Origin of the sequence: Pseudovibrio sp. Alg231-02 (genome assembly GCF_900143565.1) — a bacterium.
Taxonomy (GTDB): domain Bacteria; phylum Pseudomonadota; class Alphaproteobacteria; order Rhizobiales; family Stappiaceae; genus Pseudovibrio.
The window spans coordinates 15,371-41,336 of the sequence record NZ_FREX01000002.1 but is presented as its reverse complement, the minus strand read 5'-3'; the positions used below and the strand labels follow the sequence as shown (position 1 = coordinate 41,336).

At 52.6% G+C, this 25,966-nt stretch carries 26 protein-coding genes; 9 read left to right on the top strand and 17 right to left on the bottom strand.

Going from position 1 to position 25,966, the window contains the following annotated elements; translation table 11 throughout:
* On the top strand, positions 1–1,197 hold the full coding sequence (locus DHN43_RS05810; protein WP_108818041.1) for an efflux RND transporter periplasmic adaptor subunit: 1,197 nt from the start codon (positions 1–3) through the stop codon (positions 1,195–1,197).
* 30 nt (positions 1,198–1,227) lie between these two features.
* On the opposite strand, the gene DHN43_RS05805 is transcribed toward DHN43_RS05810, so the two are convergent.
* Positions 1,228–1,521 carry a hypothetical protein gene (locus DHN43_RS05805; RefSeq protein WP_063303149.1) on the bottom strand — a complete coding sequence of 98 codons (294 nt, stop codon included), beginning with the start codon at positions 1,519–1,521 and terminating at the stop codon, positions 1,228–1,230.
* A 122-nt stretch (positions 1,522–1,643) separates the two neighbouring features.
* On the bottom strand, positions 1,644–2,360 hold the full coding sequence (locus DHN43_RS05800; protein WP_199914782.1) for a helix-turn-helix transcriptional regulator: 717 nt from the start codon (positions 2,358–2,360) through the stop codon (positions 1,644–1,646).
* 115 nt (positions 2,361–2,475) lie between these two features.
* On the opposite strand from DHN43_RS05800, the gene DHN43_RS05795 reads away from it, so the two are divergent.
* Positions 2,476–3,195 carry a glutathione S-transferase family protein gene (locus DHN43_RS05795; protein ID WP_108818040.1) on the top strand — a complete coding sequence of 240 codons (720 nt, stop codon included), beginning with the start codon at positions 2,476–2,478 and terminating at the stop codon, positions 3,193–3,195.
* 46 nt (positions 3,196–3,241) lie between these two features.
* Here DHN43_RS05795 and DHN43_RS05790 read toward each other — a convergent pair whose 3' ends face one another.
* The 3 genes from DHN43_RS05790 to DHN43_RS05780 form a co-directional block, all read right to left on the bottom strand.
* Entirely contained in the window at positions 3,242–3,727 is a 486-nt protein-coding gene (locus tag DHN43_RS05790) for a peroxiredoxin (RefSeq protein ID WP_108818411.1), read from the bottom strand.
* Positions 3,728–3,834: 107 nt separating this feature from the next.
* Entirely contained in the window at positions 3,835–5,871 is a 2,037-nt protein-coding gene (locus DHN43_RS05785; RefSeq protein ID WP_108818039.1) for a TRAP transporter permease, read from the bottom strand.
* An 86-nt stretch (positions 5,872–5,957) separates the two neighbouring features.
* Positions 5,958–6,977 (bottom strand): TAXI family TRAP transporter solute-binding subunit, encoded by a 1,020-nt coding sequence (locus DHN43_RS05780; protein ID WP_057461241.1) that lies wholly within the window; start codon positions 6,975–6,977, stop codon positions 5,958–5,960.
* A 490-nt stretch (positions 6,978–7,467) separates the two neighbouring features.
* Here DHN43_RS05780 and DHN43_RS05775 point away from each other — a divergent pair, with 490 nt between their 5' ends.
* Positions 7,468–8,511 (top strand): alpha/beta fold hydrolase, encoded by a 1,044-nt coding sequence (locus DHN43_RS05775; protein WP_208994940.1) that lies wholly within the window; start codon positions 7,468–7,470, stop codon positions 8,509–8,511.
* 77 nt (positions 8,512–8,588) lie between these two features.
* Here the strand turns inward: DHN43_RS05775 and DHN43_RS05770 are convergent, their stop codons facing one another.
* The 3 genes from DHN43_RS05770 to DHN43_RS05760 form a co-directional block, all read right to left on the bottom strand.
* Positions 8,589–9,659: a hypothetical protein gene (locus DHN43_RS05770; RefSeq protein WP_057461239.1), complete on the bottom strand. Its 1,071-nt coding sequence runs from the start codon at positions 9,657–9,659 to the stop codon at positions 8,589–8,591.
* A complete protein-coding gene (locus DHN43_RS05765; RefSeq protein ID WP_057461238.1) occupies positions 9,650–10,438 on the bottom strand; it encodes a hypothetical protein in 789 nt (262 codons plus the stop codon). The genes DHN43_RS05770 and DHN43_RS05765 overlap by 10 nt, the downstream gene beginning before the upstream one ends.
* Positions 10,439–10,791: 353 nt before the next feature.
* Positions 10,792–11,544 carry an inositol monophosphatase family protein gene (locus tag DHN43_RS05760; protein ID WP_108818037.1) on the bottom strand — a complete coding sequence of 251 codons (753 nt, stop codon included), beginning with the start codon at positions 11,542–11,544 and terminating at the stop codon, positions 10,792–10,794.
* 147 nt (positions 11,545–11,691) lie between these two features.
* Here DHN43_RS05760 and DHN43_RS05755 point away from each other — a divergent pair, with 147 nt between their 5' ends.
* A complete protein-coding gene (locus tag DHN43_RS05755) occupies positions 11,692–12,135 on the top strand; it encodes a DUF3429 domain-containing protein (protein ID WP_082826966.1) in 444 nt (147 codons plus the stop codon).
* Between the two features lie 99 nt (positions 12,136–12,234).
* Here the strand turns inward: DHN43_RS05755 and DHN43_RS05750 are convergent, their stop codons facing one another.
* From DHN43_RS05750 to DHN43_RS05735, 4 genes are read right to left on the bottom strand one after another with little or no spacing between them, the layout of a single operon-like run.
* Complete coding sequence (locus DHN43_RS05750; protein ID WP_108818036.1) at positions 12,235–12,612, bottom strand: TIGR01244 family sulfur transferase; 378 nt, start codon at positions 12,610–12,612, stop codon at positions 12,235–12,237.
* On the bottom strand, positions 12,602–13,492 hold the full coding sequence (locus DHN43_RS05745) for an MBL fold metallo-hydrolase (protein ID WP_082831039.1): 891 nt from the start codon (positions 13,490–13,492) through the stop codon (positions 12,602–12,604). The genes DHN43_RS05750 and DHN43_RS05745 overlap by 11 nt, the downstream gene beginning before the upstream one ends.
* Positions 13,493–13,541: 49 nt before the next feature.
* Positions 13,542–13,982: a DUF6691 family protein gene (locus DHN43_RS05740; protein ID WP_108818035.1), complete on the bottom strand. Its 441-nt coding sequence runs from the start codon at positions 13,980–13,982 to the stop codon at positions 13,542–13,544.
* Between the two features lies 1 nt (position 13,983).
* Positions 13,984–14,436, bottom strand: coding sequence for a YeeE/YedE family protein (locus DHN43_RS05735; RefSeq protein WP_108818034.1), 453 nt, complete (start codon positions 14,434–14,436; stop codon positions 13,984–13,986).
* Between the two features lie 305 nt (positions 14,437–14,741).
* On the opposite strand from DHN43_RS05735, the gene DHN43_RS05730 reads away from it, so the two are divergent.
* Positions 14,742–15,890 (top strand): acyl-CoA dehydrogenase family protein, encoded by a 1,149-nt coding sequence (locus tag DHN43_RS05730; RefSeq protein ID WP_063303218.1) that lies wholly within the window; start codon positions 14,742–14,744, stop codon positions 15,888–15,890.
* A 36-nt stretch (positions 15,891–15,926) separates the two neighbouring features.
* Here DHN43_RS05730 and DHN43_RS05725 read toward each other — a convergent pair whose 3' ends face one another.
* Together DHN43_RS05725 and DHN43_RS05720 are read right to left on the bottom strand one after the other, a co-directional pair.
* Complete coding sequence (locus tag DHN43_RS05725; RefSeq protein ID WP_208994938.1) at positions 15,927–16,448, bottom strand: hypothetical protein; 522 nt, start codon at positions 16,446–16,448, stop codon at positions 15,927–15,929.
* A 268-nt stretch (positions 16,449–16,716) separates the two neighbouring features.
* The gene (locus tag DHN43_RS05720; protein WP_108818032.1) at positions 16,717–17,589 is read right to left on the bottom strand and encodes a trypsin-like serine peptidase; all 873 of its coding nucleotides are present in this window, start codon (positions 17,587–17,589) and stop codon (positions 16,717–16,719) included.
* A 273-nt stretch (positions 17,590–17,862) separates the two neighbouring features.
* Here DHN43_RS05720 and DHN43_RS05715 point away from each other — a divergent pair, with 273 nt between their 5' ends.
* Genes DHN43_RS05715 through DHN43_RS05700 form a run of 4 tightly spaced genes read left to right on the top strand, consistent with a single transcriptional unit; the run spans position 17,863 to position 21,465 of the window.
* Complete coding sequence (locus DHN43_RS05715; RefSeq protein ID WP_208994936.1) at positions 17,863–18,282, top strand: hypothetical protein; 420 nt, start codon at positions 17,863–17,865, stop codon at positions 18,280–18,282.
* A gap of 14 nt (positions 18,283–18,296) precedes the next feature.
* Positions 18,297–18,974: a PspA/IM30 family protein gene (locus DHN43_RS05710; RefSeq protein WP_108818031.1), complete on the top strand. Its 678-nt coding sequence runs from the start codon at positions 18,297–18,299 to the stop codon at positions 18,972–18,974.
* Positions 18,975–19,011: 37 nt separating this feature from the next.
* A complete protein-coding gene (locus tag DHN43_RS05705) occupies positions 19,012–19,713 on the top strand; it encodes an OB-fold-containig protein (protein WP_063303141.1) in 702 nt (233 codons plus the stop codon).
* A 21-nt stretch (positions 19,714–19,734) separates the two neighbouring features.
* Positions 19,735–21,465, top strand: coding sequence for a flotillin family protein (locus DHN43_RS05700; RefSeq protein WP_108818030.1), 1,731 nt, complete (start codon positions 19,735–19,737; stop codon positions 21,463–21,465).
* A gap of 51 nt (positions 21,466–21,516) precedes the next feature.
* Here the strand turns inward: DHN43_RS05700 and DHN43_RS05695 are convergent, their stop codons facing one another.
* The 3 genes from DHN43_RS05695 to DHN43_RS05685 form a co-directional block, all read right to left on the bottom strand.
* Entirely contained in the window at positions 21,517–22,689 is a 1,173-nt protein-coding gene (locus DHN43_RS05695) for an acyl-CoA dehydrogenase family protein (protein ID WP_082826963.1), read from the bottom strand.
* 52 nt (positions 22,690–22,741) lie between these two features.
* Positions 22,742–24,631 (bottom strand): acetyl/propionyl/methylcrotonyl-CoA carboxylase subunit alpha, encoded by a 1,890-nt coding sequence (locus DHN43_RS05690; RefSeq protein ID WP_108818029.1) that lies wholly within the window; start codon positions 24,629–24,631, stop codon positions 22,742–22,744.
* A 99-nt stretch (positions 24,632–24,730) separates the two neighbouring features.
* Positions 24,731–25,918 (bottom strand): acyl-CoA dehydrogenase family protein, encoded by a 1,188-nt coding sequence (locus tag DHN43_RS05685; RefSeq protein WP_108818028.1) that lies wholly within the window; start codon positions 25,916–25,918, stop codon positions 24,731–24,733.
* Positions 25,919–25,966: the final 48 nt, after the last annotated feature.

The following is a 25,966-nucleotide window of genomic DNA, read 5'->3' as shown; positions in this document are numbered from 1 at the left end:
ATGAACGATAAATACGTCAAACGAGGCGCATATATTGCTGTCGCCCTGCTCGTTCTTCTCCTCATTGGTTGGGCCTTGCAGGAAAAGCCAATCTCCGTTGAAACAGCCAAAGTCACCCGTGGCGACCTGATTGTCACCGTGGAGGAAGACGGCAAAACCCGCGTCAAAGAGATCTACAAAATCTCCGCCCCAATCGCCGGACGGGTCGACCGTTCCCTGCTGGAAGTCGGCGACAAAGTATCCCGTGGAGAAACCACAGTCGCCACCATCAACCCGCTCACCACTCCGTTCATGAACGCCCGCACCAAGGCAGAAGCCCTCGCCGGAGTTGAAACCGCCAAAGCTGCCATCTCATTGGCAGAAGCTGAGCTCGCCTCCGCCAAGGCAGAACACAAACTGGCCAAGTCAGAACTCATCCGCGCCCAACGCCTCAATCGCTCCAAAACCATCTCCGATGCTCAGCTGGAACGGGTGGAAATAGACGTCACTCTGAAAGCTGCCAAGGTCCAAAGTGCAGAGGCCCAGATCGCACAACGGGGCAGCGACCTGCAAAGCGCCAAAGCCCGCCTGATCGAGCCTCACATCGCACAGGACCCAGAGCGTTCAGAGGAACTTGCCGTACGCATGATCACACCCATCAATGGCGTCGTCCTCAATCTGGCAGTTGAAAGTGAGCAGACCATCCAGTCTGGCGCACTCCTGATGGAACTGGGCGACCCTGCTGATATCGAGGTGGTTGTTGACTTGCTCTCCACCGAAGCCGTGAAAATCACAGAAGGGGCAAAAGCAACGCTGGTCGACTGGGGTGGCAACACCTTGAAGGCGACCGTCCGCCGCATTGATCCCGCAGGTTTCACCAAGGTCTCAGCCCTCGGCATCGAAGAGCAACGCGTCAACGCCATTCTGGATCTGGACACCCCAGCTCTGGAACTCGGCCACGGCTTCCACCTGCGCGCTGCCATCGAAACATGGCACGGCCAAAACGTCCTGCGTATTCCGATGACAGCCCTCTTCAGAGAAGGCAACGACTGGGCCACCTTCAAAGTCGTGGGCGGCAAAGCCCAACTCCAACTCCTGACAATCGGAGCCTTCAACCAGGACATGGCCGAAGTCACAACGGGACTAGAGCAAAACGACATTGTGATTCAGTTTCCGGGAGATACTGTTTCTCATGGTACAGCGGTGGTGGCGGAGTGAGCATGAAAGGGGAGGCAATGCCTCTTCCCATCAATAAAAGATATCTTCGACAAATTTGTAGATCAGATAGAGTGCCAGATAAGCAAGGAATGAGCTGGAAACACCAGCAACGAGTGCCATGTATCCATTTCCTCGGAACATGCCTGGATCAGAAAAACCATAGTTAAACAGAACCCAGAACATCGTTCCGAGCGATACGCCCATGGCCCCTATAAACAGCAACACCCGCGCGAGTTTGTTCGAGCGGAAATACACCTCAGCATTACGCCCAATAATAAGAATCTCAGCCAACACCGTGTAGACATAGGCGGTAGCGAGTAACATCAAGCTGTTCCAAATGACGTAATTCAAAATGCGTTCCGCACCTGTTTAAAGGCAACATCAAAACACAACCATTATTACCCACAAAACAAACTATAACAACCTTAGGGAGCGTCACTTACATCTTAAGAGCCGCCTTCTCTGCCTCTCTCCCGCCGGGCCAGTTCCATCTTCCACCAGCGTTCTCGCAGAGTGACGCGGTTTTCGCGGTAGCGGTCTTCCAGCACCTCCATGTGCTCCACGCGATCGGTCCGGAAAGCGCGGAAGTCCTTGCGCAGTTCGCACCACGCCACGATCATTCGAGAATGTGCAAAGAAAGTCAGGCTCAGCGGCCATATCAGGCGCTCGCTCATCTCGCCCTGCGCATCTTCATAAGTCAGCCGCAACTTGTTCTGCCCGCGAATAGCCCGTCGCACATCCTTCAGCTCAATCCGTGCGGTGGGAATCGGCTCCACCCCGAAATCCGGCGCATAAAGCGGCGCTTCAATGAACTCATCCCGCGCTTCGGGAGACAGCACCGCCGCAATCTTGGCAATCACATCGCTGGCTGTACGGATAAGCTGCTCATCTCCGCGCACTTGCACATGGCGCAGGCCCATCATCACCGCTTCCAGCTCATCACTGTTGAACATCAACGGTGGCAGATCATACCCTTCATCCAGCACATAACCGATCCCCGCCTCCCCGCGGATCGGCACACCAGTCGATTGCAGGCTGACAATGTCGCGGTAAAGCGTGCGAACAGAGATCTCCAGTTCCTCCGCCATCGCATCACCGGTCACCGGCCCACGATGACGTCGCAACAACTGAACGACCTGCAGCAACCGATCTGCCCTGCGCATGTAATCCTCCGGAAAGTTTCGGCCAGAAATTTTGGGAACGTCAAACACTCCTGACACAATGCTGTCAGGAGCACCTTGCTACCAATCCCCCACGAAACACAAGCGGAGAAAGCAAATGCTCACACATCACAAATTCAGCGCCAAACTCGATGGCGTCAGCGCAAGCCCGTTTTGCCTGAAAGTAGATATCCTGCTCGCCATGGCAGGCCTCTCCCACGATATTCTGGAAGGCCCGGCAGCCCTGCAAACCGCCCCAAAGGGCAAGCTGCCTGTCATGAAGGACAACGAAGAGCTCATTGCCGATTCCGAGTTCATCAGACGGCATTTGGTGGTCAATTATAACGCTGATTTTTCAGGAGGTTATTCTGAAGCCGAACTGGCTGTTGGGCACGCCTTCATGCGCATGGCAGAACATTCTTTGTACTTCGTAACCGTCTGCACCCGCTGGCTGCCAGATGAGAACTTCGCAGTTATTGAAGACCAGTTCTTCGGTATCTTGCCACCAGAAATGCGCAGCTCTCTTGCAAACGAGTCTCGCAAAAGCGTCATCGCAAAAGTCAACAACCACGGCTACGGTCAGCACACATGGAAAGAACGCCTCGCATTGGGCCGTGCAGACTTGCAAGCCATCTCCACCCAGCTCGGTGACAAACCATTTCTGCTCGGCGATCGCCCCTGCTTTGCTGATGCCGCCATCGGCGCACAAATCCTCTGCACCCTCTCCAACCTGCCCTTCTCCGGCTGGAAGGAAACCACCGAGCAGTTCCCCAACCTCGTCGCCTACGCCAGCCGCATCAAAGAAGCCTACCCGGAGAAAGCAACCGAAGCAGCCTAATCAACACCCCCGCCGGATTGGTGCGTCCGGCGGGGGCTTGTCACATTCACTGCGACTGCTTCAAATACGCAATCACACCCTCAGCATTCTTCGCCGGATCATTCACCGGATACATAACGTGTTCCATCACACCATCCTTGATGATCATGGTGAGCCTTTTCAGCAGAACCATGCCTCCTGCCTCAAAAGTCGGCAGCTCCATCGCTTTTGTCAGTTCCAGTTCCTCATCAGAAAGCAAAGCAAACGGCAAATGCAGACGCTCAGCAGCTTCAGCCTGAAATTCTGTCGACTGAGTAGAAAGCCCAAACACCGCTTGCGCCCCAACCGCTTTTAACTCACCAAAGTGATCCCGGAACGCACAGGATTGAGGCGTACATCCACGAGCACCGGGAATGAGATCCCACCCTTCAATCGGCCTTTCATTCGGAGGGCTCGTTCTAGGATAGGCATAGACAACAGTGCGGCCCTGTAACGCTGACAAATCAATCATCTCAGCATTCGTTGTCCGCAGTTTCAGCACCGGAAGCTTCATGCCAAGCAAACTCTTAATGTCAGTCACGATCAAACAAACCTTCTCCAACAAAAAACCCGCCGAACATTCTCATCCGGCGGGGCTGTCTCACTCATAAAACATCGCCGCTAAGCATCTTGCGTCATCAGCTGTTGGTTCTTGCGTGCCATCACTTGCCGCAGCACAACAGGCAGCATCAACACTCCACCGATTGCCATGGTTTGCAAGCCCGGCGCGACGAAGAACATCGCCGCAAAGGCTGTCCAATACCGCTCCAGCTTATTCAAACCAGCCAGCATGTAACCAGAGAACGCCACACCCAGCAGACCAATGCCACACATGGCACCCACCAGAGTTACGGTCAGGTCGTACCAGGTGAACTCCGGCGTCACCAACAGCAGTGCTGGAGAGTAAACGAACACAAACGGCACCAATGCTTTTGCGATGCCAAGACGGAAAGCCGTGTTACCTGTCTTGAACGGGTTCGCACCAGCAATCCCAGCACCCGCATAAGCAGCCAGTGCCACAGGCGGCGTGATATCCGCCAGCACACCGTAGTAGAACACAAAGAAGTGCGCCACCAGCGGCTGAACGCCCAGCAAGGCAAGCGCAGGTGCAGCAATGGAAACCAGAATGATGTAGGTCGCCGTTGTCGGAATACCCGCACCCATGATGATGCAGGCAACTGCCGTAAACAGCAGGGTGAAGAACAGTGTCAGCCCATTCTGCGTCACGTACTCTGCAAGCATGCCGGACGCAATAAACCCGCCCAGATCAGACGCCGCCTGTGTCACCACAAACGAAAGCCGGAAGCCCGTTCCTGTCAGCGTCACCACGCCAACAATGATGCCAACAGCCGCAGCAGCAGCCCCAACAGCCAGCGAGTACTTGGCACCCGTTGCCAGTGATTCAATCAGGTCTTTAATGCCCATCCGATTATGCGGGTTTAAAATCCCAACAACCACACAAGCGGTAATACCCCAAACAGCTGCAAAATCTGGCGTTTTACCGGAGATGATCAGATAAACCAGAATGCCCAGCGGAATGACAGAGAGCCAGTGCTGCTTCATCACCACCAACGCTTTCGGCAGCTCATCCTTGGTCAAACCGCGCAAACCAAGGCGTTTGGCTTCCAGATGCACCATCACGAAGATGCCGAAGTAATGCAGCATCGCCGGGAACATTGCCGCAAGCAGCACCTCGCGATACGGGATCTCTAAAAACTCCACCATGATGAAGGCAGCAGCCCCCATAATCGGTGGCGTAATCTGCCCGCCCGTTGATGCCGTCGCTTCAACAGCCCCTGCAAAGTGTGGCGGATACCCAACCTTCTTCATCGCGGGAATGGTGAGTGACCCTGTCGTCACCGTGTTAGCAATGGAACTGCCGGAGATCGTTCCCAGCATGGCAGAGGAGAAGATCGCAACCTTCGCAGGCCCGCCTGCATAGCGTCCGGCAATCACCGAGGCCAGATCGATAAACAACTGCCCAAGGCCAATGCGCGTGGCTAAAACCCCAAACAAAACAAACAGGAACACATACTTGGCAACCACACCAATGGCGATGCCGTAAATGCCCTGATTTGTCATATATAGGTGATTGATCAACCCCGTCCAGCTCGCCCCCGGATGCCGCAGAGCGCCCGGTGCGTACATGCCAAACACGGCATAGCCAACAAAAATCAGCGCAATCAGCGGCAGCGTTGGCCCGACGGACCGGCGCGCTGCTTCCAGCACCAGCACCAACAACACGGTGCCCATGAACACGTCAATCGGCGCAGGAGCCCCAACACGGGAGGCAACCGCCTCAGCTGGCAACAATGGCAAATACATTGCCGCTGCCACAGCCATCACCGCCAGCACGATATCCCACAGATGCACACCACTGGGGCGCCACCATGTGGACGGTGCAGGTTGGCTGCTCGTGCTCTTGATGAAGCTGAAAAGAACAAACACCAGCCCCAGCACAAACGAGAGGTGAATGCCACGATGGACAAGCTCTCGAATAAGCCCGAAGCCGGACGCGTAATAATGATAGAGCGACATGGCAACAAGTGCCGCTGTTATAACAACAGCAAGCACCGGACCAGCCGCTCGGAAGGTAAGGTCTGGATCGTATTTCCGTTCCAGATCCTCAAGGGATTGATCTGTCGTATCCTGAGACATCAGCCCTGCGTTTCGTTGAGATTGAAAACAGCAGCGCCCGGCAGATATCTACCGGGCACCGCAAAATCATCAAAGGTGACCAAACCCTACTTGATCAGGCCAGCTTCTTTGTAGAAACGCTCGGCACCCGGATGCAGCGGCACACCAAGACCATCCGTTGCAGTTTCCATGGTGATGGTTTTGCCTTTGGAATGACCAACATCCAGCAGCTTGCGGGTCTTGTCGTTCCACATCGCTTTGGTGATGTTATAGATCAGCTCGTCGTCTTCTTTCGCGCTGGTGATCCACTGTGCACCAACAGTCAAAGTGGTTGTTGCATCAACACCCTGGTAGGCACCAGATGGAATGTCAGAGCTTGCAAAGAAGCCGTACTTCTCAACCAGACTTTCAGCTTCCGGACCTGTGATCGGAACGATCTTGATGTCTTCAGCAGACGCCAGCTCAACCACAGCACCAGTTGGGAAACCAGCAACCACGAAGAACGCATCAACCTTGCCGTTACGCAGTGCTTCCGCCGCAGCAGAACCCTTCAACGCTTCAGCAGTGATGTCAGAGGTGGAAAGGCCATAAGCTGCAAGGATCAGGTTCGCATCCGTGTATGTGCCAGAACCCGGCTCATCCAGAGACACGCGCTTGCCTTTCAGGTCAGCAACAGAGTTGATGCCGCTGTCAGCTTTTGCAATCAGATGGATATGCTCAGGGAACAACGCTGCGATGGAACGCAGATCCTTCATCGGCTCTTTGCCTTCCATGGTGCCGGTACCGGAAAACGCCCAGTAAGCAACATCAGACTGTGCGAAACCAGAGTTACGCAAGCCGGAGTTGATCGCATTCACATTATCAACGGAACCACGGGAAGAAACAGCAGAAGCAATCAGACCCGGTACACCGCAAGACCCACCAGCATCACAGGCACGAGAGCCCGGAGGATTGGAGATCGCATTGGCGATCATGCCGCCAACCGGGTAGTAGGTGTAAGCTGTACCGCCTGTGCCAATGGTAAAGAACTTAAGGTCCTGCGCCAAAGCCTGGCCAGAAAACAGCGCCGCGCCGCCAACAATAGCTGCAGCTGTCGCCAATTTAGTAATGGAAGATAGAAGCGTCATAGCCCCCCCGGGAAATATACGAGAGACAGGATACTCTACGGCGTAGAAGCGCCATAAAATCGTCTGCCCCAAACACTATGAGAAGTCTGAGCAGTCACCGGAAAATCAAAAAGGACGCTCGACTGGTGTAATGAAGTGAACAAGAAATATTCACGCGAATTAGAAAACACGCTTCAACCAGAGATCGCAAGCGAAATACGAGATTTTTCGTAGGCAAGCGCAAGAAAATGTAATTTCAGGTCATTCCAAACGCGATTGACGCATGAATATGTCAGACAAAGTCTGATTTCAGAACAAAAGCTACAAAACCCATTCATGAGCCAAATTCCGCAAGAATTGCGAAGCACGTGCAAATTCAATTGAGTACAGTCCTGATACTACAAATTTGAGCGTGCACGTTCTCTTCGCTATAGACCGGATGGGTGCACATATGATTCATTGGGCTCCGCTGCAATGAAGGAGTGATTTTATGAGGGTAAGTGGCAAAAAGATGCTTCTGTTACTCGTTGTTCTGGTTGGCTTGCTGTTTGCAATCGGTGGCGCTGTTGTCTGGTGGATGATGCAACAACCCATGTTCAAGCCGGGCACCGTTGCCCAGCGCACAGACCTGACACCCGTCGGCATCTTCGACGACTTCTGGGAAGTCGCACCAGATGTGAAGCTGAAACACTTCTCAACCGGCGAAGGCCGCAACATCCTCTTCATCCATGGTGGACCCGGCATTCCAACCATGGCAAGCGCACCGGGTTTTGACCTGCTCTCTGACGAGTACCGCGTCAACTACTACGACCAGCGCGGTGTAGGCCGCTCCACACGCCCCTTCGACCGCTTCCCGGCAGAAGACAGCACATGGACAAAGATCCAGCTGCTGGAAAGCACCCTCGGCATCTCTCAGCAACTGGCAGATATTGAACGCATCCGCAAACTGCTGGGCGATGACAAACTCATCTTCATGGGCCACTCCTACGGCGCCCTGCTTGCCTCCCTCTATGCCGCCGAGTTCCCTGAGAATGTCGATAAGCTCGTCTTGCTCAATCCGGCAGACCTGCTCATCTTCCCCTCTGGCAACAAAGGCTTGTTTGAGAACGTTCGTGAGCTCCTGCCAGAGCGGGACCACAAAGCCTACGACAAATGGCAGCGCCGTTATCTGGATCTCGGTCAGGTCTTCAAAGAAGATGAAGCCAGCCTGCAACAGCTGGATGCAGACTTCCTGCCATACTTCATCAAGGCCACAGGTGACACCATCAAAGGTGCCCCGCCAATCTCACAGGATCTCTTCGGCAGTTGGTACACCCGCGCTCAGTTCTTCGGCCTTGGCAGACGCCATGACTGGAGCAAGCATATGGGCAACATCACAGCTGACACGCTGATCATCCATGGCGACAAAGACTTCCAGCCACTCGCAGTCTCTGAAATCTATGAGGACGCGATCCCAAACGCAAAGCTGGAACGCATAGAAGAAGCCGCCCACTTCCCACACTTCAACAACCCAGAAAAACTGGCCGGCAAGCTACGCCCGTTCCTGAACAAGTAACCATCACAATATGCATGCTCCCGGTCGATCTGGGAGCGTGCTGCAAGCTCACTCAAAGCACGTTTGCGCAACATCCTTCAATTAGTCCGGTGCCGCACAATCATCACACCGGGTGTCGTCCTGTCAGGATCTCCCCAAAAATCAACCTCCTGCAAAGGCTCCGCCCGAAAGGCGATTGGTGCATCATCGTAAGCAGATACGCTTACTGCCCATAACTCACAACTCAAAGAACGTGAAAGGTAGTTAGGGTTCTCGCGATATCTGCAAGGAACACCATCAAAGTAAGAGTGAGAGCTCAAGGCCACGCCTACATCATATTTATGCGCAGGTTCATTGACCTGTATAAAATTCAAATACCCAAAACGATCATACATCATAACGATGCGCCGGAAGAGGCGTTCATCCTCTCTAGACGTCCTGCCGTGCTTGATACGACCTTGAGAGTCTTTATCAATCACAGCATCTCTCGGAGAAAGAATAGTATACCCAAGCTGCACCATATCACGGCACTTTTCAAAATCTTCCCGATAGATACCCTTGTTATTGCCACCATCAAATCGCACAAGATCCAGTCCGTCTACATAAGTGTAATCCGCATTCGTTTTATAGATAATTTCGAGCAACAAAGGGATCTGACCGTCATAAGAAGTATTCAACCTCTGACGGCGCCCTTCATCATCAAAGCAGAAAATCGCATCAAGATTTGGTGCCGCAAAAAGCTCCTGCCTGACCTCACCGTTGTTCTTCCGAAAACCAGCAATCTCATCCCCGCCAGCAGTCTCAGAAAAGCCAAAAGGAATAAGAGCAACAATGCGCTCATCATTCTTCAAAATCTCCCAAGCCTCTCGCAGCGTTGGCTCAATCACACGCTCCGTCCCCTGCTGCTTATCAAAGGCAATAGAGTCCCTGGAAAGATCAGGATATTTCTCAATGAGCAGGTCATGAAGTTCAGCAACTTCATAATAATACTTCAAGCGTTCAAATCTTAGAGCTGAATATTTTACAGGCTTCCCAAGACCTGGAACATTAAACACTTGTTCTTTCTTGGTCCATAACTCGCTTTCGTCAGATGTCTCCAGCCAACCTTGACCAAATGCTGCGGAGCTCCAAACTCCCCAAAAAATCGCTAAAGAAATACTTAATCGCATGACTGACTTCCTTTCATGACAGTCACAACAACGTTCAAACGGAATCCACCATCCTTGATGTTGCCAAAACGATTTTTTGTGTCTGCTTCAATCTTCACCAAACCTTCCGGGCTCTGCCCCAGCGCTCTTCGGACTTCACAGGTAACATCCATTTGCATGATAGGCTGGTTGATGGGGATCGGTTCAGAAATTCCGACTTTCAGGAGAACCATATCCTCACCGTTTTCAATGGCTTTCTTAAAATTTCCATCATAATCCGGGGTGACACGAACAATAACGTTTTGATCTCTGTTAGCATAAAAGTCATCACGAAGGATGTGGCGGTTCCTTCGCATAAACTCACCATTATCGTCTTGTTTAGCCTCACCGCTCTCAAAAATGATGGACCGATCAACTTCAAGCTTAATGACTTTTACCGCATCAACCTTGTTGTTTACCGTGCCCTCCAGGATCTTGTATTTAGGCGGGTCAAGGATGTGTTCAATCAAATTCTCTGTCTTATGATCCGTGAGGTAAGCGTCAACTAAATCACTTTGATCACCGGACAACGCCAGAAAAACATTCCTCTTATGCCATTCTGAATGCTCTTGCTTTTGAAGCTCTAGCTTCACTTCTTCAATTAGTTTTGGCTTAAGATAATAGGTCCAGCCAATTGTAAAAACTGCAGCAAGCGTCGCAAGAATGAACAGAACAGCTTTTAAGAAATCACTCCACTCTCGCGTGGTTTGCATCAACCACTTCCTGCTTTTAACAACCGAGCCACCATCTGTAACTGCCATGCTCTCCCCCACACGCAATTAGAACTTGCAAACATCATTCAAATTATTATCAAAATATTCTATTCTATTCTTAATATGCCCTAGAGTTTGGCGTCAACAGCCATAAAAATTCACCCAGGCCTGAGCAGCGATAGTAACTAGAAGTTGCGGTAAACGATCACTTCAGAAAAGCAGCGATCAAACCAACCTAGCGCAGCGCAGAGTGAGGGGAATAACTTTTCGGGCGGTCAGCAAAATGGGCTGCCCGTCTACCGTGGGACCAGAAGCCCCAAACAACGCAGAAGAAACGCATTCAACGCAAACGAACGCACAAAATAACGCAAAGCAGATATCCCCGCTTCAGAGGCCCTCGCCTAAAGGTAGGGAACCAGAATATCTGAAAGCACAGAGCCCTTCGGGTAGGTGTAGACGCTGCCCTGTTCATAAACGTAAGGCCCAACCTCAAGACCCGCCTCAGCGCAAATGAGTTGGCCGCCCAGCACATCCCAGCTGTTCACGCAGCCATTGTAGGCGCCATCCACCTGTCCCGTCGCCGCCTGACACAACGCCCACGCTGCAGACCCGCAAATACGGATTTGATGCTGCTCTGACACCAGCCGATTGACCTTGTTGAGGAAATCGAGGTTATTCTCCTGCTTGTAGTTAAAGCACAAGTTCACCACCAGCTCATGGTCACAGGCTTGTCTGGGTCGCAATCTCTTGCCATCCTCAAACGCCCCTATCCCCCGCGCCGCATAAATCGTCCGGCGGTGAAAAGGCGCATGGACAACGGCAATCGCAGGGCCACTCTCATCAACAAAAGCCATGGAAATACAAAAGTCTGGCCGCCCGTAAAGGTAATTGGTCGTGCCATCGATCGGGTCAATCACCCAGCAGGGCGGTTGCAGCTCGCCACCCGTTTCTTCCCCCTTGAAACCATGTTCCGGGAAGGCATCACTCAACGCCTGCTTGATGCGCCGCTCAACTTCACAGTCCGCTTCACTCACGTAATCCAACAAGCCTTTGCTGCCAATCTGCAGCTTGTCTCGGTCATGAAAGACCTCAAGAGCATAAGCACCAGCCTCCTCTGCAATCATTCGGGCTGTGGTGAGTATCTCTTGCTGCATGTCGGGCACCTTCGCTGGTTATGACCGTCTGGTTGTGCCCTTAAGGTATTGAGCAGTTCATTCAAAAGAGCAACTTCGTATCAGGACTACCTTCAGCCTTAGCCGCTAGCCTTTATCAGGAGTAGAAATGAGCTGGACTGAAACCTGATGAACCGAGAACTGCCCCTGCTCTACGCGTGCCTTGCTCTGGCCGGAACCATTCCGTTCATCGCCGGAGCCATTGGTTTATCAGTGGGTTACTCATTTCTGCCACTGGTGGGCGCAACTGTCATAGCAGTCAGTTTATATGCCCTTGTCATCCTCTCCTTCATGGCGGGAAGCCAATGGGGCATGTTCTTCATCGCTCCTCACCCAAGGCGCGCATGGCTGCTGTTATGGAGCAACTTTGTCGCACTGTCCGGCTGGTGCCTGTTCCTGTTTACCGCTCCGATCATCTTCATTCTCGGACTTATCATCCTCTTCTCGGGCATGCTGTTTGTTGATTTCTATTTGCAGAACCTGGAAATCACATCGCGAAACTACCTCGGCGTACGCATCACAGCCACCATCATCACGCTCATCGCACTGGGCGTCATCGCGCTCAATGTCTGAGGCTTATCCCCTCTCGACAACCTAAAACCCACCCACAAACGAAAAATGCCAGCAAGGTCTCCCTCGCTGGCATCATAAAATCTAACTGTTTGGCAACGCTTACATATTGATAGAGCGCCACAGCATGGTAGACCGGTTCCCACTCCGGCAATACGCCAAAACAGGCCTAGGCGCTTTCGCAAGAAAATCAATCAATTCCTGACCAGCCTCGGCAAAATCTGTCCCCGGTCCAATCGGAATGTAAATGTGCTCCAGACCCTGCTCTTCAGCTGCCCCAGAAACCTCCAGATAAGTCGGCTGGTTCGGTGCTTCATCATCCGGTCGGTTACAGACGATAGACCGGAAACCCTGCTCACGTGCCTTCTCCATGTCCTCAGGATAGAGCTGCCCGGCAACCCAGTAATCCTCGGCAAGTTGACGCGCACGCAGCTGGCCACCACCACCGCCTGAAATTTTCTGAAGTAGATTAGAGAACATTGACTGGCACTTTCAAATAGGTTTGACCGGTTTCGTTTTCTGCCTCAGGCAAACGACCGGCTCTCATATTCACCTGAATGCTCGGCACAATCAGGTTAGGCACATCAAGCGTTGCATCCCGAGCTTCGCGCATTTCGACGAACTTTTCACGACTAGTACTATTACCTACGTGAATGTTCTCCGCTTTCTCAGCAGCAACGGTTGTTTCAAACAAAATCTCACGCCCATTCGCACCATAGTCATGGCACATGAACAAACGCATTTCGTCAGGCAAACTCAACACCTTATGGATAGACGCATACAGCACGGACGCATCCCCACCCGGGAAGTCAGCGCGCGCAGTGCCGCTGTCCGGCATAAACAACGTATCCCCCACAAACGCCGCATCACCAATCACATGCACCATACACGCTGGCGTATGCCCCGGCGTATGCATCGCAAAGCACTTCAGATTCCCGATCTGGTAGGTATCCCCGTCCTGAAACAGCTTATCAAACTGGCTGCCATCGCGTGCAAACTCAGTGCCTGCATTAAACACTTTACCAAACACGCCCTGAACAACTGTCACCTGCTCACCAATACCAATCTTGCCGCCCAGCTTCTGCTGAATATACGGCGCAGCAGACAAGTGGTCAGCATGCACATGGGTTTCAAGCAGCCATTCCAGCTTCAGATCATTTTCGCGGATGTACGCAATGATTTCATCGGCATGCTCAAAGCTGATGCGCCCTGCCGGATAGTCGATATCCATCACACTGTCGATGACCGCACATGCCTTTGTTTCCGGGTCTGTCACCACATAAGTGATGGTGTTCGACACCGGATCAAAGAAATCCTTGATCTCCACTTTCTGATCCATCTGCACAGGATAGCTGCTCATAACCTTCTCCCACCTAAATCCATGATTTATCAATGAAACACATGACAGATCAGGCCTCTTTCAACGCTCTTCGCATTGAGAGGCCGGCAACCAGTCTCGCGACCAGCATCCCCGCCGTCATGCACAAAACAAACACAATCGCCTGAGGCGACAGCAATGAAACTGAAACCAGTGCAGGACCTGGACACAAACCGATTAATCCCCATCCCGCACCAAATGTAGCTGACCCAAAAATCAACCGTTTATCGATCTGTTGAAACGTCGGAATCCGAAAGTCATCCGCCACAAACGGACGCGGTAGAAAGCGCGCCAGACGGAAAAACGGAAAAGCCACCAGAATGGCGCCACCCATCACAAAGGCGAGACTTGGATCCCAATTTCCAAACACATCAAGGAAGTTTTGCACCTTCAAAGGATTGCTCATTCCCGCAACAACCAGCCCCGCCCCAAAGGTCAGGCCAGCCAAAAAACCAGCGATGATCCGTTGCATGTTATCCCCCCACCACGTGGCGAAGGACGAACACAACGGCAATGCCGACCGACATAAAGGTGATCGTCGCGGCCAGTGACCGAACAGACAGGCGCGACAAACCACAAACACCATGCCCACTCGTGCATCCGCTTCCAAACACCGAGCCAAAGCCAACAAGAGCGCCTGCAATAGCAATCAGCGTCAGGTCTCCTGTAAACACCTGCTCAATCTCAAATCCCCCTTCCATCAGCAGCAGAGGCGCAAGAACGATCCCAACAACAAACGACAGTTGCCAGCCCTTCTCGCCATGCACCCAGGCCGACTTGCCATTGGCAAGTGTACTGGACTCAAACAAGCGGCTGTAAATGCCGCTAATCCCCGCAATCCGCCCATTGGCGAGCAACAGGATGACAGTAGACAAGCCGATTAAAACGCCTCCGGCTAACGAGGCAAATGGGGTAAACTCAGTCATATTTTATACTCGTTCTTTCCCCTGCAGAGGAAAGTTCGGTTGATGGAGAAACTAACCAGGGCATGCGCGATACCGTGATCAAAATGTATGTTTTCTAATTTAGTTTTCTCTAATATATAAGTCGCTTTTGGAGAGTCAAGTCACAACCGGCAGCAATTATGCCAATCGCCTAATACTCATCGCCAGTTGCGCAGATTGATCACCTCCCTTAGGCTTGCCGTATACGTAAAGAAACGACCCTAAATCGCTGTTGGGAGATGAATTTGGGAGAGCGTCGTTTCTGCTTGAAATACAAAGGGATGGATATGATTGACGAAGACCTGAAAGGTGAACTTGAGCTTTTTCGCGATAATGTAAAGCGGTTCATCGAAGCAGAGATTCTCCCGCACTACGACGAATGGGAGAAGGCAGATATCTTCCCGCGTGACATCTGGAACAAGATGGGCGAACAGGGCCTGCTCTCTGTAGACACCCCGGAAGCATATGGCGGGTTCGGCACCAACTTCCTGTTCTCCATGGTCATCATTGAAGAGTTCACCCGCGCCAACTGTTCTGGTCTGGGCGTTTCTCTCAGCGTGCATTCCGACATTGTTGCCCCTTATATCCTCAATCACGGCAGTGAAGAGCAGAAGCAAAAGTACCTGCCAAAGATGGTGACAGGCGAGTGCGTCGGCGCCATTGCGATGACTGAACCAGCAGCAGGTTCTGACCTTCAGGGCATCCGCACAATCGCACGCAAAGACGGCGATGATTACATCATCAACGGCAGCAAAATCTTCATCACCAACGGCCAGCATGCCGATGTTGTGATCGTTGTGGCTCGCACAAATCTGGACGTCTCCGGTTCCAAGGGAACCAGCCTTTTCCTCGTTGAAGCTGACAACCCGGGCTTCAAACGCGGTCAGAACCTCGACAAGATCGGTCTGCATTCCTCAGACACATCTGAGCTCTTCTTCGAAGACCTTCGCGTCCCGGCCAGCGCTTGCCTCGGTAGAATGGATGCTGGCTTCCACATCATGATGAACGAGCTCCCACGCGAACGACTTACTCTCGCTGTTGGCGCTGTTGCAGGTGCCGAAGGCGTACTGGCAATGACGGCTGACTACGTCAAAGAACGTCAGGCCTTCGGTCGCCCGGTTGCTACCCTTCAGAACACCCGCTTCAAAATGGCAGAAATGGCAACCGACGTCCGCACCCACCGCGCATTCGTTGACGAATGCTGCCGCCTGTTCCTGGAAGGCAAGCTCGACAACACTACCGTCAGCATGGCCAAACTCGGCACAACAGAAATGCAGGGCCGTGTTGTAGACGGCTGCCTCCAGCTCCACGGCGGCTACGGTTACATGAGAGAATACGGCGTTTCCCGCGCCTTTGTAGACGCGCGCGTCCAGCGCATCTACGGCGGTACTTCAGAGATTATGAAGGAACTGATCAGCCGCGAAGTGCTGGCTTAAACGTCTTCAGGGGGAGGCTTTGGTCTCCCCTTTTGCTTATTGCACCAGCTTGTTGCGCACAACGCGCAGCTCATCAAACTGCATCACATCGTTTTCGGATGTCCAAAGATGCTTGCCTTCCCCTCTAAGGATGGTTCCAAGCTCAGGGCTGTAGGCATATTTGGTAACAATATCCTCACCCTCTGCGCTAACGGTTTCAAGCGTCACATCAAGCACATCATAGGCGCAACTGCCAACCTGCAAGCGGTCAGGCTCACCGACGGAAAACTTGTAGGGCACGTCTCTGCGTACAAGGTCTTCGTTCTCAAACACATCAATGGATGCTGTCCAGACCTTACCAACTTCCAGCGGAAAGAACTCAGCAAACGGTATATCTGGCACGTAAGTCCGATTGATGTGAGCCCCTCGTTCATAGGAAAGGAACAAGCCCTTCTCATGAACATGTATCTGGTCACGCACCACCACATATCGCTCATTCAAATGCAGCTCTGTAACCTGTCCGTCCTCTTCAAGTCGAACAAACAAACGTACGGGAATACTGCTGTTTATGAGGACCATTCCGGTTCTCATCGTGTCTGCGGTTGGGCACACTTGTGCAACAGCCGCGCCACCAAAGAGTACGCTTCCCAGAAGTCCTAAAATTGTTTTGCTTATAACGCCGGAGCTTTGCATCGATCTATCATGTAGATTTATTCTTCTATTTATGGACGCTTATCTAGCAGCATTCTGAAAAAAGAGGATTGATATATACGTTATGCCCATTAGTCACTTTGAACTACGTATATCAACATAACACTTTGGTTAGTGCACTGATCTTACTGCTTAATTACAAACCAAGACGTTCAGTAATCCTCAATGCGTCGGTGTTGCGCTTTGACGCATGCAGCTTCAGGTAGGCTAAAATAGCGCTGATCCGGATACCGCGGTTCGCAATCCAGCGGTTTCTATTGGATGGATGAGAAATACTGCGGTGGTGCAAAGCCACCGGCAACCATTGGTCATTTAGCACCGGCGCACCCGAAGACCCAGGCAGGGTATCACTTGAGTAAGTTATGAAGTGATCATGAACGCTTAGGATTTGGCTGTTGCGAAGAGAAAGGCTCTTCAACCCGCCATTGGGATGATGAATGATTGAAACAGACTCACCTTTCACCGCCTTGCCAGATTGAGGCAACAACTTCAAAGAACCGAAGTCAGAGAGTGACCTGGCCTCTTTATTCCCCTCTTCAACAGAGACAAAACTGAAATCCAGATTGTTACTCGCGCTGGTAAAGAAGATCTCATCCGTAATCGAGAACTCGGCAGACCGCCCAAGCGAAAAATCCTCATCCATCTCATATTGAAAGATAGCCGAGGCCTGCGCCGCTGATTGCCGCGACCGGATCACATGGTTATTGGTCAGAAGCAGGTTCGGCCCAACCATAAAGCCAGACCCAGCCCCTGCCGGAATGCGTCCCCCCCGATAAAGCTGAACCTTGCAGATAGACCGCGCAGCCGCGACCCCACGGCTAAGGTAGTTGATTGGGAAGATATCAGAAACACCCATGATCCGCTCAAAGGCAGTGTTATCCCCCTCCGGGATCAAACTCTTGCGCACATGCAGGCGTTCCGGCTCATCCCAAACAGCATCACCAAACTCGCTTGTCCCACGTTCACCTGCCGAGCCGCAATCACATCTATCCTCACGCGAGTTCGCCATTATGAAATCTCACCTTATCCAACATCATCCTTCCTGAAGAAGACCAATCCAGACAGCTGCTGTGAGACCTCAGAGTTCATTCACCAAAAAACCAACTAAACACTCGCATTTTGGTCAGTGTCATTTTCTGCAAATCCAAAAAACTTTAGCTTACCCTCTTGAACAATCATAAATTGCAATTACATTAGAACTACATTTGTAATGCAAAGGTGCTACATGCCATCAAGATCCATTTCGCTAAGCGTGCGATTAACGCAAGAGGAATCGGAGCGCTTGGCCCGGTTGAACTTTCCGGAAGCCAAAACGCCAAGTGATAAAATCCGGGCGCTCATAGCCGCACCGGAAAGCAGCTTCGCATCACTGGGCGATGGTACGCACACATTTGCGGCGCGGAAACTGGTAAAACCAGCAAGCGACATGCTGGACCAGAGTGATCGCCAGTCAGACGTTCTGCGGTTACTGACTGACCGCCTTCCGCTTCTTTTAGGGGAGCTGGCTGGCAAAGCTGGCGAAACAGACCTGAAAGATGCAGAAGCTGCAATTACAGAAGATTTTTTTGAGCTCATTGAGCTGGTGCTTCAGGCCGGATTGAGACGGAATCCACGCCTACAAAATCCGGAACTCTTCAAAGAGCTTGTCGATGATATGCGCAGCTCCACTGAACTTTTGCGCAACCGTTTAAACTCGAAGTAATACTGGAGGACTCAATGTCTGAATCTCTTTTATCTCGCGTCGGTCGTCTGGTCTCCGGAACTGCCAACTCCATTGTAGATGCCGTCGAAAGCACTGCACCTGACATGGTGATGAAACAGGCCATTCGTGAACTCGACAACGCTGTTGAAGACGTCCGCGACGCTCTTGGCAAAGCAGCCGTCAAAAAGCACGTAGCAAGCCAGCGGCTCGCAGAGACCAACAAGTCTCACGAAGAACTCTCCGAGAAAACCGCCATTGCCCTGCGCGCTGGCGAGAAGGATCTAGCCCGCGCGGCTGTTGCCCGTCAGATGGATCTGGAAGCGCAAATTCCAGTTCTGGAAAAGACAATTGCCGACGCTGGTGATGAAGAACAGGAGCTCAACAACTCCATCCTCGCTCTTCAGGGCCGCAAGCGCGAAATGGCAGACCAACTGGACGCTTACATTGCGCAAAAAAATGCTGCAACATCACAAAGCGCAACAGCAGATGGAGGCAGCGATCACAAGCTCAATACAGCCGTTGACAATGCCAACTCTGCATTTGATCGCGCAATGAAAGCAGCTACAGGAGTACCGGGTGTCGTAAACTCAGGAAGTATGGGTGACGATGCAAAGCTCGCAAAGCTGGATCAGATGACCCGCGACCACCGCGTAGAAGAGCGCCTTGCTGCGCTGGAAGCTGAACTGGAATAACAGCAACCGGCAATCATAGTGTTCATTGGGGGATGAATTGGCACAACTACTTTTTTCAAGCGAGACCTATCTCTTCACGCTCGCCATTTTCGTCATGCTCGCTCTGGCGCTGCTCGAAGTTGTCGGCATGGTATTCGGGCTATCTCTTTCCGGTCTGGTCGATGATGTATTGCCGGATCTGGATATCGATGCAGATGTCGATATGGATGCAGACGTCTCGGTAGACGCGGTCGGCCTTGGCCCCGTCGACGGGTTTCTGGCATGGCTGGCCGTGGGCAAGGTCCCGTTCATCGTCTTGCTGATCATCCTGCTTACCAGCTTCGGCATCATAGGCGTACTGATACAGTACACCGCTGCATCTGTCATAGGCTCATCAATCCCCTTTTGGATGGCGCTCATCCCGACAGTGATTGTCAGCTTCTGGTTCACCGCCACAACTGGTCATGCCATTGGCCGCATCATGCCCAAGGAAGAGACAGACGCACGCTCACGAAACAATTTGGTGGGCGAAGTTGCAGTCCTGACACTTGGCAATGCGACCATGGCTTTGCAGGCAGAAGCCCGCGTCACGGATAATTTTGGAACACGACATTACGTGCAGGTCATTCCAGACCAGCCAGACATCACTTTAAAACAGGGAGACGAAGTCTTGCTTGTCGGCTTAAAAGGCTCCCTTTTCACAGCAATTGCGAACCCACACAAAAATTTATCACCTCGCCCAGACACGCTTGCAGATTAATCTCTCAATTTGAGGCCCAATATGTTTACAGAAAATCAAAACTCCGCCTTGGAGTCAGCCACTGGACTGACTGAGATGCTCGTCCTGGCAGCCGTTGTCCTTATTGCTCTTCTCGCAATCGGCATTGTCTTCTCCCGCCTCTACACCCGCTCTTCAAAAGAGGTTGCGTTTGTACGGACTGGCTTTGGTGGCCAGAAAGTTATCATGAACGGCGGCGCAATTGTCTTGCCAGTGCTGCACGATATCATTCAGGTGAATATGAACACCTTGCGCCTTGAAGTGCGCAGAGCCGATGAAGCAGCACTGATCACCCGCGATAGAATGCGTGTTGATGTGGTTGCTGAGTTTTACCTACGCGCTCAGCCAACCATTGAATCCATTGCCAATGCTGCACAAACTCTCGGCGTTCGCACCATGCATCCGGAAGATCTGAAGCACCTCATTGAAGGTAAGTTCGTTGATGCTCTGCGCGCCGTGGCTGCTGAAATGGCAATGGAAGAACTGCACGAGCAACGCGTCTCCTTTGTGCAGAAGGTACAGGCAGCCGTCTCCGAAGATCTGCTGAAAAACGGCCTTGAGCTGGAATCAGTCTCCCTGACCGGTCTTGACCAGACTCGCATGGAATACTTCAATCCGAACAACGCGTTTGATGCAGAAGGTCTGACCAAGCTCACGCAAGAGATTGAAGAGCGTCGCAGAAAGCGCAACGACATTGAGCAGGATACAGAAGTCCTGATCCGCCGCAAAAACCTAGAAGCCGAGCAACAAAAGCTCGAAATCGCCCGTGAGGAAGAATACGCTTCACTGGAACAGCAACGTGATCTGGAAATTCGCAAAGCCAAGCAACAAGCATTGATTGCCACAGAACAGGCAGAACGTCGCCGTGATGCAGAGCAGGCAGATATCACGTCAAAGCTGGAAATCCGCCAGTCAGCAATCGCATCCGAGCGTCAGGTCAAAGAGCAGGAAATTCTCAAGGACCGCGCACTGGAAGAAACGCGCATTGAAAAAGAGAAGGTTCTTGAGCTGACCCAACAGGACCGCTCAATTGCAGTCTCCGAGAAGTCCAAAGCGCTTTCAACTGCCGATGCTGCAGCAAACGAAGCCCGCGCTATTGCGATCAAGGCAGAAGAACAGGTCATCACAGCGCGTGAGATCGAAGTAGCCGAACGTCACAAGCAGGTCGATTTGGTTCAGGCAGCTCAGGATGCAGAACGCTCCGCTATCGCCGTTACAGTTGGTGCGGAAGCAGAAAAGCAAGCTGCAGAAGACCACGCAGAAGCTGTACGACTGAAAGCCGGCGGTGATGCGGATCAGATCCGTATTGCAGCAAACGCGGAAGCAGACGCCGTCACGACCCGTGCAGAAGCAGACAAGCTGCGCCTCGCGGTAGAAGCAGAAGGTCAGCGTATCCTAAACGAGGCATCCAACCTCCTATCACCTGAGCAGATCAATATGCAGGTCAAACTGGCTTTGATCGAAGCTCTGCCACAGGTCATCAGCGAGAGCGTGAAGCCAATGGAGAACATCGACGAGATCAAAATCCTTCAGGTCGATGGTCTGGGTGGTGCAGCACCAGCAGCAACCGGAACACCAACAGAAGGGTCTGCCGGTCTCTCCGATCAGTTGGTCAACTCAGCTCTGAGATACCGCTCTCAGGCCCCACTGGTCGACAGTCTCCTCGGAGAGTTGGGCATCTCCGGCGCAACGCCAAATGAGATGGCACAATCAGTCTCTAAAGAAACCGTATAAACCACAAAAGCCCCGCTCAAAAGCGGGGCTTTTTCATTCAAAACAAAACACTTAGATACCCATCTGCCGACTGGCCAGATCCTTCATGATCTCTGAAGAACCGCCACCAATCGTCATCACCTTGGTCTCACGGTAAATGCGCTCAACCTTGGTTCCGCGCATGTAACCTGCACCACCAAGGATCTGCAGACACTCATTGGCCACATATTCCAGTGTGCTTGTTGCAAGGTTCTTCGCCATACAGATCTCGGTGATCGGGCTTTCTCCCAGCTGCAACCGCTGCGCCAGCTCTTCCAGCACGGCTCGAACTGCCTGCATCTTCATCGCCATATCAACAAACTTGTGCCGGATGACCTGACGATAAATGAGCGGTTTGCCAAACGTCTCGCGTTGCTTCGCCCAGTCAAGCGCCTCCTCGAACACACCAAGCATATGCCCATAACAAGCAGAGGCCAGGAACAGGCGCTCATTGTTGAAATTCATCATGATGCCCATGAACCCGGCATTCTCGCCGCCAATCAGGTTTTCGACAGGCACCTTCACATTGTCGAAATGCAGCGTAGCGGTGTCAGAGGCCCACCATCCCATCTTGTGCAACGGCGTCTGAGTAAAACCTTCCATGCCCTTTTCAACCAGCATCAGCGAAATACCGCCCATGCCCGTATCACCCGTCCGCACAGCAACCGTATAGTAGTCTGCACGCATACCGGAGGTGATGAAGGTCTTCTCACCATTCAGGACGTAATGACCATTCTCGCGACGGGCAACCGTCTTCAGGTTCTGCACATCCGATCCACCACCCGGCTCGGTGATCGCAAGCGCCGAAATCTTCTCGCCTGCCAAAACTGACGGGATCACCCGTGCCTTCAACTCATCAGACCCAAGGTGCGCAATTGGAGGCGTGCCAATGGTGTGGCTCATCAAGCCCGCATTGATACCCCCGCTCCCCGCACGTCCAAGCTCAACGGCGGAGAGATAAGACAACGGATAATCGATACCCGTCCCACCATACTCCTCAGGAAACATGATGCCGAGCAGCCCAACATCCGCCGCCTTTTTGTAAAGCTCACGAGGAAACTCGTTGGCTTCATCCCACTGGGCGACGTAAGGAGTAATCTCCTTGGCAATGAAACGGGAAAGCACATCACGAAAAGCCTCATGCTCCTCGTTGAACATGGTGGACTTGCGCTTCAATCCGAAGTCAGGAAGACTCAAACTCATCATATTCTCCTCCGCAAAACCTGCGGGTCATTCACAAAATCACTGGCGGAAGATCTCAGGCGGTCTCTTCTTCCAGACGAACCAGCACGTCACGGCTGTTCACCTGCGCACCTTCCTGCGTCCCAAGTTCAGCAACAACACCATCACGCGGTGCCGTCAGCTCGTGCTGCATCTTCATCGCTTCCAGAACCAGCAGCACATCTCCTTTGGAGACCTGTGCGCCCTGCTCTGTCTTCAAAGCAACAACAGCTCCCGGCATCGGTGCAATAATCGAGCTGGATGCAGCCGAATTATCTTCTTTCTTGGAGCTGAAACTCTGCTCTTCGAAGAACTGCGTCTGCCCTTCCAGCGAGATCCAAAGCCCACCTTCAGGCGCTTCACTCACAAAGGCAGAGCGACGAACGCCGTCCGCTTCAAAAACAATGTTGCCGCGATCTTCACCCGCAAGAACCCGCAGGTCCTCCCGCGCAGAGACCTCCTCACCATCCAGCTTGATCCTTACAGGTAGAGGGGTCGCGGTCGTCCAGCGGCTTTGGCCTTTGCTGCGAGCAAACAAACACACGGCAAGATCCCGCATAAGCTCTCGCGTTGCATCAGCTGCAACAGAGCCAAGTTCACGATCATTAAGGAACGCCGTCGTAGCCTTGCCAGCTGCAAACACATCATCCTGCAAAACGCTTTTCAGGAAGGAGCCATTGTGAACCAGCCCTTGCAGAACCAACTCATCCAGCCCACGCAGTAGCTTGCGCCGTGCTTCATCCCGATCACTGCCATGTGCAATCAACTTGGCAATCATTGGATCGTAGTAGGATGAAATCTCGCTACCCTGTTCAATGGCACTATCAACGCGCACAGAAAGGTCATTGCCATTCCACGCCAGCACAGTCCCCGTTTGTGGCAAAAAGCCAGCGTCCGCATCTTCTGCATAGAGACGCAACTCCATGGCGTGACCACTGAAGGAAACATTCTCCTGGCTCAACGGCAAAGGCTTTCCAGCAGCAACATCCAGTTGCCACGCAACCAAATCCTGACCAGTGATCTCTTCCGTCACCGGATGCTCCACCTGCAGGCGGGTATTCATCTCCATGAAGTAGAAACTGCCATCAACAGCCAACAAAAACTCAACGGTTCCTGCCCCGCGATAGCCAATGGCCCGTGCCGCATCAACAGCAGCCTGCCCCATTGCTGCGCGGATTTCCGGCGTAACCGATGGCCCCGGCGCTTCCTCAATCACCTTCTGGTGGCGACGCTGTACAGAACAGTCCCGCTCACCCAGATGCACCACATTGCCATGATTATCAGCAAACACCTGAATCTCGACGTGACGCGGATTGATCACCGCCTTCTCAAGAATAAGCTCGCCATTGCCAAAAGCATTCTCAGCTTCAGAAGCTGCAGCCGCCAGCTTGTCTTCAAGCCCGGCCAGATCTTCAACAAGGCGCAGGCCACGTCCGCCGCCGCCAGCAGACGCCTTGATCATCAACGGCACGCCAATACGCGCTGCTTCTGCAGCCAATGTCTCCGTAGACTGATCCGCACCAGAATATCCCGGAACACACGGCACACCCGCCTCAATCATCCGCAGTTTGGAAAGCCGCTTGGAGCCCATCAGCTCAATCGCTTCCGCTGGTGGGCCAATGAAGACCAGTCCAGCATCCGCACAAGCGCGCGCAAACTCCGCGTTTTCTGCCAGGAACCCATATCCCGGATGCACAGCCTGTGCGCCGGTTTTACGGGCCGCTTCCAATATAGCTTCAATATTCAGGTAGGAGTGCGCTGGTGTTGCCCCGCCAATACACGCTGCAATATCAGCATCTTCAACATGAGGAGCCGTTGCATCAGCCTCGGAATAAACAGCAATACTCCGATAGCCCTTTTGCCGCGCAGTGCGGAACACTCGGCGAGCAATCTCCCCCCGATTGGCGACCAGGACGCTATCAAACATCGAAAATTCCCTTCACAGTGCCAAGATATAGAGCGTATCCCCGAAAAGTGGAAACCGGTTTTCGGGGATACGCCCTCAATAAATGACTGAGAAAGCAGCTTATTCAGCCGCTTCCTTCTGCATTGCACGGTTCTTCTTTGGGTTTGGCAAAGTGCCATCCAGCTTGGAGATGATGGAAAGCATCACTTCATCTGCACCGCCACCAATGGACGTCAGGCGACTATCCCGCAGGAACTGGCTCACAGGGCTGTCCCACATGTAACCCATGCCACCCCAGAACTGCAGACAGGAATCCGCAAGCTCACGAGACAAACGGCCAGCCTTCAGCTTCGCCATGGAAGCAAGGCGCGTCACGTTCTCACCACGCACCATGGATTCAACGCACTTTTCAGAAAGCGCACGCAACAGCTCCACTTCAGTGCGCAATTCACCAAGGCGGAAGTGCACCACCTGAAAATCCAGAATGCTCTGGTTGAAGGCTGAACGCTCACGGCAATAATCTTCCGTCAGCTGAATGATGCGGTCCATGCCATCAACAAGCGATAAGGCACACCACAGGCGCTCCTCCTGGAACTGCAGCATCTGGTACATGAAACCAGCACCCTCAGTTCCAATCAGGTTGCGCTGAGGAACACGCACGTCATCAAAGAAGATCTGCGCCGTATCAGAGGAGCGCTGACCCAGCTTATTCAGGCGATCCGACTTGGTGATGCCAGCAGTGTCCATCGGCACAACAATCAGCGATTTGTTCTGGTGCTTATGTCCCTCACTGGTGTTCACCAGCATGCACATATAGTCCGCCTGCGTGGAGTTGGTGATCCACATCTTGGAGCCGTTGATGATGTAGTCATCACCATCCTTCACCGCGTTACTCTTGATGTTCGCCACATCAGACCCGGCATGGGCTTCAGAAACGCCAACACAAGCCACCATGTCACCAGCAATCGCAGGGGTCAGAAACTCCTTGCGCAACTCATCAGATCCAAAGCGGGAGAGCGCCGGGGTCGCCATGTCGGTTTGCACGCCAATTGCCATGGGCACACCGCCACAGGCACACGCGCCCAGCGCTTCAATGGTCATGGCCTGATAGGAGTAATCAAGACCCATCCCGCCATACTCTTCTGGCTTGTTGACACCAAGAAAACCGAGATCACCCATTTTCTTGAAAAGCTCATGAGCTGGAAAGATTCCTGCCTCTTCCCATTCCGGCACATGCGGGTTGATTTCGGCCTCGACGAACTTGACCACCGCACTTTTCATTTTCCGATGTTCTTCAGTATATTCCATCGTGAAACCCTCATGTTGAACTGGACTCAAAGAGTCGAATGGCGCTGC

What these genes read in the sequence shown, in the direction of transcription:
- DHN43_RS05810 (WP_108818041.1), top strand. Translation starts at nt 1, where the DNA reads ATGAACGATAAATACGTCAAACGAGGCGCATATATTGCTGTCGCCCTG.
- DHN43_RS05805 (WP_063303149.1), bottom strand. Translation starts at nt 1,521, where the DNA reads ATGTTACTCGCTACCGCCTATGTCTACACGGTGTTGGCTGAGATTCTT.
- DHN43_RS05800 (WP_199914782.1), bottom strand. Translation starts at nt 2,360, where the DNA reads ATGCGCAGGGCAGATCGGTTGCTGCAGGTCGTTCAGTTGTTGCGACGT.
- DHN43_RS05795 (WP_108818040.1), top strand. Translation starts at nt 2,476, where the DNA reads ATGCTCACACATCACAAATTCAGCGCCAAACTCGATGGCGTCAGCGCA.
- DHN43_RS05790 (WP_108818411.1), bottom strand. Translation starts at nt 3,727, where the DNA reads ATGAAGCTTCCGGTGCTGAAACTGCGGACAACGAATGCTGAGATGATT.
- DHN43_RS05785 (WP_108818039.1), bottom strand. Translation starts at nt 5,871, where the DNA reads ATGTCTCAGGATACGACAGATCAATCCCTTGAGGATCTGGAACGGAAA.
- DHN43_RS05780 (WP_057461241.1), bottom strand. Translation starts at nt 6,977, where the DNA reads ATGACGCTTCTATCTTCCATTACTAAATTGGCGACAGCTGCAGCTATT.
- DHN43_RS05775 (WP_208994940.1), top strand. Translation starts at nt 7,468, where the DNA reads ATGCTTCTGTTACTCGTTGTTCTGGTTGGCTTGCTGTTTGCAATCGGT.
- DHN43_RS05770 (WP_057461239.1), bottom strand. Translation starts at nt 9,659, where the DNA reads ATGCGATTAAGTATTTCTTTAGCGATTTTTTGGGGAGTTTGGAGCTCC.
- DHN43_RS05765 (WP_057461238.1), bottom strand. Translation starts at nt 10,438, where the DNA reads ATGGCAGTTACAGATGGTGGCTCGGTTGTTAAAAGCAGGAAGTGGTTG.
- DHN43_RS05760 (WP_108818037.1), bottom strand. Translation starts at nt 11,544, where the DNA reads ATGCAGCAAGAGATACTCACCACAGCCCGAATGATTGCAGAGGAGGCT.
- DHN43_RS05755 (WP_082826966.1), top strand. Translation starts at nt 11,692, where the DNA reads ATGAACCGAGAACTGCCCCTGCTCTACGCGTGCCTTGCTCTGGCCGGA.
- DHN43_RS05750 (WP_108818036.1), bottom strand. Translation starts at nt 12,612, where the DNA reads ATGTTCTCTAATCTACTTCAGAAAATTTCAGGCGGTGGTGGTGGCCAG.
- DHN43_RS05745 (WP_082831039.1), bottom strand. Translation starts at nt 13,492, where the DNA reads ATGAGCAGCTATCCTGTGCAGATGGATCAGAAAGTGGAGATCAAGGAT.
- DHN43_RS05740 (WP_108818035.1), bottom strand. Translation starts at nt 13,982, where the DNA reads ATGCAACGGATCATCGCTGGTTTTTTGGCTGGCCTGACCTTTGGGGCG.
- DHN43_RS05735 (WP_108818034.1), bottom strand. Translation starts at nt 14,436, where the DNA reads ATGACTGAGTTTACCCCATTTGCCTCGTTAGCCGGAGGCGTTTTAATC.
- DHN43_RS05730 (WP_063303218.1), top strand. Translation starts at nt 14,742, where the DNA reads ATGATTGACGAAGACCTGAAAGGTGAACTTGAGCTTTTTCGCGATAAT.
- DHN43_RS05725 (WP_208994938.1), bottom strand. Translation starts at nt 16,448, where the DNA reads ATGGTCCTCATAAACAGCAGTATTCCCGTACGTTTGTTTGTTCGACTT.
- DHN43_RS05720 (WP_108818032.1), bottom strand. Translation starts at nt 17,589, where the DNA reads ATGGCGAACTCGCGTGAGGATAGATGTGATTGCGGCTCGGCAGGTGAA.
- DHN43_RS05710 (WP_108818031.1), top strand. Translation starts at nt 18,297, where the DNA reads ATGTCTGAATCTCTTTTATCTCGCGTCGGTCGTCTGGTCTCCGGAACT.
- DHN43_RS05700 (WP_108818030.1), top strand. Translation starts at nt 19,735, where the DNA reads ATGTTTACAGAAAATCAAAACTCCGCCTTGGAGTCAGCCACTGGACTG.
- DHN43_RS05695 (WP_082826963.1), bottom strand. Translation starts at nt 22,689, where the DNA reads ATGATGAGTTTGAGTCTTCCTGACTTCGGATTGAAGCGCAAGTCCACC.
- DHN43_RS05690 (WP_108818029.1), bottom strand. Translation starts at nt 24,631, where the DNA reads ATGTTTGATAGCGTCCTGGTCGCCAATCGGGGGGAGATTGCTCGCCGA.
- DHN43_RS05685 (WP_108818028.1), bottom strand. Translation starts at nt 25,918, where the DNA reads ATGGAATATACTGAAGAACATCGGAAAATGAAAAGTGCGGTGGTCAAG.